Annotated in this window: 6 protein-coding genes; 3 read left to right on the top strand and 3 right to left on the bottom strand. The window is 41.2% G+C overall.

Going from position 1 to position 6,526, the window contains the following annotated elements; translation table 11 throughout:
* Positions 1–129 precede the first annotated feature (129 nt).
* Positions 130–1,398, top strand: a complete 1,269-nt coding sequence (locus ACUVXA_RS14095; protein ID WP_445871916.1) for a M20 family metallopeptidase — start codon at positions 130–132, stop codon at positions 1,396–1,398.
* A 79-nt stretch (positions 1,399–1,477) separates the two neighbouring features.
* Here the strand turns inward: ACUVXA_RS14095 and ACUVXA_RS14100 are convergent, their stop codons facing one another.
* Genes ACUVXA_RS14100 through ACUVXA_RS14110 form a run of 3 tightly spaced genes read right to left on the bottom strand, consistent with a single transcriptional unit; the run spans position 1,478 to position 4,716 of the window.
* Entirely contained in the window at positions 1,478–2,131 is a 654-nt protein-coding gene (locus ACUVXA_RS14100; RefSeq protein WP_445871917.1) for a class II aldolase/adducin family protein, read from the bottom strand.
* Positions 2,132–2,155: 24 nt separating this feature from the next.
* Positions 2,156–3,691 (bottom strand): FGGY-family carbohydrate kinase, encoded by a 1,536-nt coding sequence (locus tag ACUVXA_RS14105; RefSeq protein WP_445871918.1) that lies wholly within the window; start codon positions 3,689–3,691, stop codon positions 2,156–2,158.
* 14 nt (positions 3,692–3,705) lie between these two features.
* Entirely contained in the window at positions 3,706–4,716 is a 1,011-nt protein-coding gene (locus tag ACUVXA_RS14110) for a 2-hydroxyacid dehydrogenase (RefSeq protein ID WP_445871919.1), read from the bottom strand.
* A 194-nt stretch (positions 4,717–4,910) separates the two neighbouring features.
* On the opposite strand from ACUVXA_RS14110, the gene ACUVXA_RS14115 reads away from it, so the two are divergent.
* Complete coding sequence (locus tag ACUVXA_RS14115; RefSeq protein ID WP_445871920.1) at positions 4,911–5,351, top strand: FmdE family protein; 441 nt, start codon at positions 4,911–4,913, stop codon at positions 5,349–5,351.
* 56 nt (positions 5,352–5,407) lie between these two features.
* On the top strand, positions 5,408–6,346 hold the full coding sequence (locus tag ACUVXA_RS14120) for a GMP synthase (glutamine-hydrolyzing) (RefSeq protein ID WP_445871921.1): 939 nt from the start codon (positions 5,408–5,410) through the stop codon (positions 6,344–6,346).
* Positions 6,347–6,526 lie beyond the last annotated feature (180 nt).

A 6,526-nucleotide genomic window follows, 5' to 3' on the forward strand; every position in this document is an offset into this window, starting at 1 on the left:
GACATCCTACCAATTAACAGCAAGGGGTGACAAATGTCCCTAACTTCTACACTTATCTAGTGTGAATTAGTTTTTAATACTAGTAGTTTTTTTATTAGATAGCGTCAGATATGAATGTAGGTGGCGTTTTTGAAATTTGAAAGAATCGTTAAAGGAATAGAAAACAAACGCGATGAAATGGTGAAACTGTGTTGCGATTTAATCGGCTTTAAAAGCGAGAATCCGCCAGCAAACGTCACAGATATAGCATATTTTATTAGAGATTACTTTGAAGAGAGGGGGTTCAAGGTTAGTACATATGAGACCAAAAAAGGTAAGGTCAACGTATCTGCTAGATTGGAAAAAGGAGAAGGGAAAAAACTCTTGTGGAATGGGCATATGGATGTGGTTCCGGCGGGTAGGAGGGAAAACTGGGCGACTGATCCTTTTATAGGGGTGGTGCGTGATGGAAAAATTTTTGGTAGAGGGGCTTCAGACATGAAGTCTGGTGTAGCAGCGGCTATGGTTATGGCTTCCCAACTATCTGAGATGGATGCAGATTTTAATGGGCGCATTCAGCTGGACTTCGTTCCGGATGAGGAAACAGGTGGTTATCACGGGACAAAATATCTGGTGGAGAGGGGGTTAAGTTTAGGAGATGCTTGTATTGTGGGTGAGGGTACCTCTTCCAGAGTTTGGGGTATCGCCGTGCGGATTGCGGAAAAGGGAATCCTAGATCTAAAGATTTCAGCACTGGGAAAGACTTCCCATGCTAGTGTACCCTTCCTTGGGGAGAACGCTATTGATAAGCTTATGAGAGTTCTATCGATTGTTAAGGAAATGGAAAATAAAAAAATCGAGCTGCCACCGATTGTACAGAGAATCATAGATCAGAGCATGCTCTACTATGAAGGAATCGCCAAATATTATAGTTTGCCAACTGACGTTTTTAGACAGCTTTTCAGTAAAATGACAATTAACATTGGAGTCATTAAAGGAGGAGTCAAGACCAATGTGGTTCCGGATTACGCTGAAGCCAAGGTGGATATAAGGCTGCTTCCAGGTCAGAATCCAGAAGAGACATACTCTGAGATTGAAAGAAAAGTGCATGATTCGGGTATAAGAGGAATTGGATTAGATAAGGATGTAGCTTTGCCCTCTTATGAAAATCCTGATGGAGCCTTTGTTACACTAGTTAAAAGGTGTGTAGCGGAGATCACGGGGGCAGAGCAGGTGAACACCATTATAGGTTCTGGTGCTACCGATGCACGATACATAAGAAGTTTGAGGGGGATACCTACGGTTATTCTGGGTCCGGGAAATCAGAGCAGCCACTCCGCAAATGAATACGTTGATATTATGGATATGGTGATAATGTCTAAAATTTATACACTCATAGCCTTAGAGTTTCTCTCCTGAGAAATTTCCACTTTACCCAAAAAAATTGGAGAAATTTTTTGTATATTTATTTCAATTTGTAGCAGTGGTGTAGTAAATCTTATTTTATTCCGTGTAAATGTTTGTATACTTCGGTTTCGAATTTTATGGATTCCTCGGGTAGCGGGTTGGGTTTGCCAATCATTAGACTGATAACATATATTTGAGACATTCTTTCCAAGAATTCTGTTACGTGAAACGCTTCTTTGAGATCCTTTCCACAGCATAGTGTTCCATGGTTTGCTAAGAAAACCGCGGTTCTATTTCCCAGTCCCTTTATTGCGCTTTGAGCTAAATCAGGGGTTCCAGCCAGCTTATATTCGGCAACCTCCACTTGGCCTCCCAGTCTGATGGCCATTTCGTCTATAAGCGGAGGGAGAGGTTTTCCAACGACTCCTAAGATTGTTCCATAGATAGTATGTGCGTGAATAACTGCGCCAACGTCTTTTCTCGCATTATAAACAGCTAAATGCATAATTTTTTCGGTTGAGGGGACTGTTTTGCCTTCTAACACTTCACCCTCCAAATTTACCAAAGGTATCTCCTCTGGTTTTAATACTTCATATTCTATCATACTGGGAGTGATTAGAACTGTGTCTTCCCCAGGAACCCTTGCACTAAGGTTCCCTGATTTGCCCACAACTAGATTTCTTTCGGGCATTAGTCTTCCATACTTAACTAATTCTTCTCTTAATTTCTGTTTTACATCACTCATAGATAACACCACCAGAAGAATGTTTCATTTTTGGAGATTTAACATTTTTGAATATAGATTTTTCCACTCTGAATAAATTCCCTCATATTGCTCATGGATCGCGTCATCGGGTTCTATTGTTTTATCCCAAGTTATCATGGATTTTACTGCTTCATTGAAGTTCCCGTAGACACCTGTACCCACGGCTACACACATTGCACAGCCGAGTGAACTGCCTTCCTTCACCTTGGGTGTTATCACTGGTAAACCGAGGCAGTCGGCGAGAATTTTTAACAGTGTTTTATTTTTTGAAACTCCGCCTGTGATTCTCATGGTGTCAAATTTGATTTTTGAGACCTCTACTATCTGCTCACTGTTCGCTCTTATCGCAAAAGCTAGATTTTCAAAAATGGCCCGGATCATATTTTTCATGGAAAGCGCGTCACCGACCAGTAAGAGGGAGGGAGCAATAATGACCGCGGGGCCTACACTTAGTTCCTTGCTAAAATCCATTATCTGAGGCCCCATAGAAGCCCTTACCCCGCTCGCACCCAGTGGAGCTTCTAAGGCCCACTTGTTTAGCAGTTCATAGATATTGGATTTGTTTTTAACAGCCTCATCCAATCCTAAATCTAATATCCAGTTTTTAAACCACTCTAAGACTCTTCCCATTATACCGCTGTTACTTTCCACAATCCATCTTTTAGGAACCACATGGCAATCTGTCCAGATTTTTCTATTAGGATCAATTATGGGTTTTGATACTACCATCTGAATAGGAGTAGTGGTACCTGCAATAGTGCAAATTTGTCCTTCATTTAGGGCTCCAGCCGCTATTACAGCACACTGAGTATCAGCCCCACCAGAGACCACCGGAGTCCCCTTCTTTAATCCCGTTAAATTACTCACTTCTGAGGTTACTTCACCTACCACTGTGCCAGAGGGATACACTTCGGGTAAGATTTCTGGGGAGATTTGAAAACTTTCAATTATTTCCTGCGACCAGGTCATATTTTTAATGTCAAATAAGAACGATTCTGCAGCATTACTGGGTTCCGAGGAGTACACTCCTGAGAGTTTGTATAAAACCCAGTCGTTAATCATTAGGATATGACCAATTTTCTTGTACACTTCCGGTTTGTTCTCCCTAAACCAGATCATGCGCGCCGGTGCGAACATCGAGGGTGGCCAGTGACCTGTGATTTTTTGAAATTCGGGCCATACCATTTCCTGAACTTTACCCCCTACTAACATTCCTCTAATATCGATGTTTGGTCCTCCATAGAGTTCCTTTCCTTCCTTATCTAAGAAAACTGCCCCCTCTCTCTGACTTGTGGAACTTACACCTAAAATATTTTCTTTAACAAGTTTACCCTTTTTCATTGCCTCTTTAATGAGACGTATGATTCTGTTCCAAAGTTGGTCACAGTTGAACTCTTTTCCGATACCAAATGTTTCGGGTGGACTTTCATAGTCCCACGCCTCTTGAGCGAATGCGATCAGATTTCCTCTGATGTCAAAAACCGCGCATCTTACCGACCCGGTTCCCACATCTATGGCGATTAAATTTTCTCCAGCCATGGTTTTTTACTCCTTTAAGTTTCTTTCAGAACATCTTTATTAAGAATGTATTTGGGTTCCTTCCCGGATAAATAAGCATCTATATCCTCTGCTATCATCTTTGATTGACGCCTTACTGTGTCAATTGTATTTCCCCCTATGTGGGGCGTGGCTATAACGTTGTCAAGGGTTAGAAACCGGTCACCGGATTCTATAGGATCTTTAATAAATACATCCAAACCCGCCCCGGCTATCTTTTTGTCTCTTAATATCTCAAATAGGGCGTCCTCCTCTGTTATCGCCGCCCTTGCGGTGTTGATAAAGTAGGCGGTTTTCTTCATCATTTCAAAGTGTTTCTTCTTAATCATACCCTTAGTTTCCTCAGTAACCTTGGCATGAACTGTTACAATATCCGACTCCCGCATCAGGGTTTCAAGATCGACACTCTTACCGTTAACCTCATTTAAGCGATCCTCGTTCACATAAGGGTCATAAACCAGAACTTCGGCACCAAACCCGTTTCTCAGCCTTTTGGCCACTTCAAAACCTATGGAGCCCAATCCTATTATACCCACTTTCTTGCTACCCAGTTCAACACCCTTAAATAGATTAAAGTTTTTCAAAAAGTCGCTCTCATTTTTATAAATAATCTTACCTCCCCTCAGAAGGCGATCTGCCTTCATGATGTTGCGTGTCGCACAGAGCATAAGGGCTACAGTCAAGTCGGCAACAGCAGGGGTGTTTCTGTGGGGAGCGGAGAAAACTGGAATACCTTTCTCGGTAGCGGTTTTTATGTCCACGTTCCAAGGATCGTCTCTGCAGGAGGCTATTATTTTCAGGTCACACTGTTCTATCACATTTTTCGTTACAAAGTCTGCTTCCACAATAACCACATCTGCCTCTATGCTCTTGATCTTCTTAATAAACTCGTTCTCATCAAAGTAGATTTTTTGGGTATCGCGCCAATTCTCGTAAACGTAGTCCATGTGTTTCTTTAATAGTTGCAGACCGTAATCGTCAAAATCCGCCGTTACGAAGGCTTTCATTAAAAACACCTTCCAAGAAACTAATCACAATTACTGAACTTATTTCAAGAAGTAGTAAATTGGTTTAATAACTCTTTGTGTTTATAATTACTAGAAACACTAATCTACTCGGAAAGTTTGAATATTACTTTGAAAACTCATTAAAATAAAAAAAGGGTATTCCACCTATGGCTTACAGAAAGGTGGGTTAGTTAATGTGTGGGACTGAAAAGCCTGTTTCTGAAGAAATTTCTTCTGAATTGATAAAGAGGGCTGTTGAATTTCACGGCCATTTGGGTCCTTTTCTAGTATTAGGTCTCCGAATGTCGAAGAAAGCCTGCAGATTTTTAAAACAAGTATCCAGTGTCGAGGTTAAAACCCGATTAAAACCTCCACGCAGCTGTATCCTTGACGGAATTCAAATTGTGACAAAATGCACACTAGGTAATACTAATCTAAAATTTTTAGAATCCCCGTCAGAGATTAGCGGTGAGTTCAGAGATCAGGATAAGAAAATAGTAATAGAATGTAAGAAAAGTTTCTTGGATAAGCTCGAAAGCCAAATGAGGAGAAAAGAGAGACCGCTTGAAGAGATGGCTTTGAATATATTAAAAATAGATGAAGACGAAATTTTTGATATAAAGAAAATGGAATAAAAAAATTGTGAAGTACTGGATAGGAGTCGGAAATTTTCCGGTTTGGTGACAGGTAAATGTTTGACGCAAAACAGTTTATTGAAGAGCAGGTTGAACGGATAAGGCAGGAGGTTGGAGCCGAAAAAGCCATGGTTGCGGCTTCGGGCGGGGTAGACAGCTCGGTCACTACGGTTTTGGGATTTAAGGCACTTAAGGATAAATTAACTGTAGTTTTTTTGGATAATGGATTAATGCGCGAAGGGGAACCAGAGGCGGTAGTCAAAGTATTCAAAGATATGGGAATCAAAACCAAACTCTACGATGTCAAAAAAAACTTTTTCCAGGCAATGAATAACCTGACGGATCCGGAAGAGAAGAGAAAAGCTTTCCGCCAGGCCTTCTATAAAAGCCTAGCTAGGATTGCTCGCCAGCTAGGGGTAAGGATTCTCCTACAGGGCACCATCGCGGCCGATATTTCTGAAACGGTAAGAGGGGTAAAATCCCAGCACAATGTCCTTGAACAAATTGGAATCAATCCTCTCCAAGAATTCGGTTACAGAATCATTGAGCCGATAAAGGAGCTGTACAAACCTGAAGTTAGACAGGTGGCCAAAGAGCTCAAACTTCCGGATAGTATTGTGAATCGTAAACCCTTTCCGGGCCCCGCACTCTCTGTGAGGGTCATTGGAGAAATAAAACCAGAAAAAGTGGAAATGGTTAGAAAGGCTACAAAAATCGTGGAAGAAGAATCCAATAATTTTCCATCTTTCCAAATTTTTGCAGTTTTACTCAACGATAGAGCCACCGGTCTAACTGATAAAGGAGAAAGAGCCTACGGGAATATAATTGTTATCAGGGCAGTGGATTCCAGGGATGCGATGACCGCCGAAGCCACCAAAATGCCATGGGATCGTCTCCTCAAAATGGAAAAACGTATAATTTCCGAAATTCCAGGGGTTTCCAGAGTACTCTACGACCTTACTTCGAAGCCCCCGGCAACAATTGAATTCGAATAAAACCCGGTTATACCCATAAATAGCCAGCTAATTTATTATAACGTTTATAACCAGGAAAGAAATTAATAGTCAACAATCCTACCGTACAAAAATAAAGCCGTGAAAAATAAGAATAATTCCTAGAGTTAGGGTTCACAACAGTAGAAAGATTTAATGATAAATAATACCATTCTTGGACTT

This window comes from Candidatus Jordarchaeum sp. (assembly GCF_052745115.1).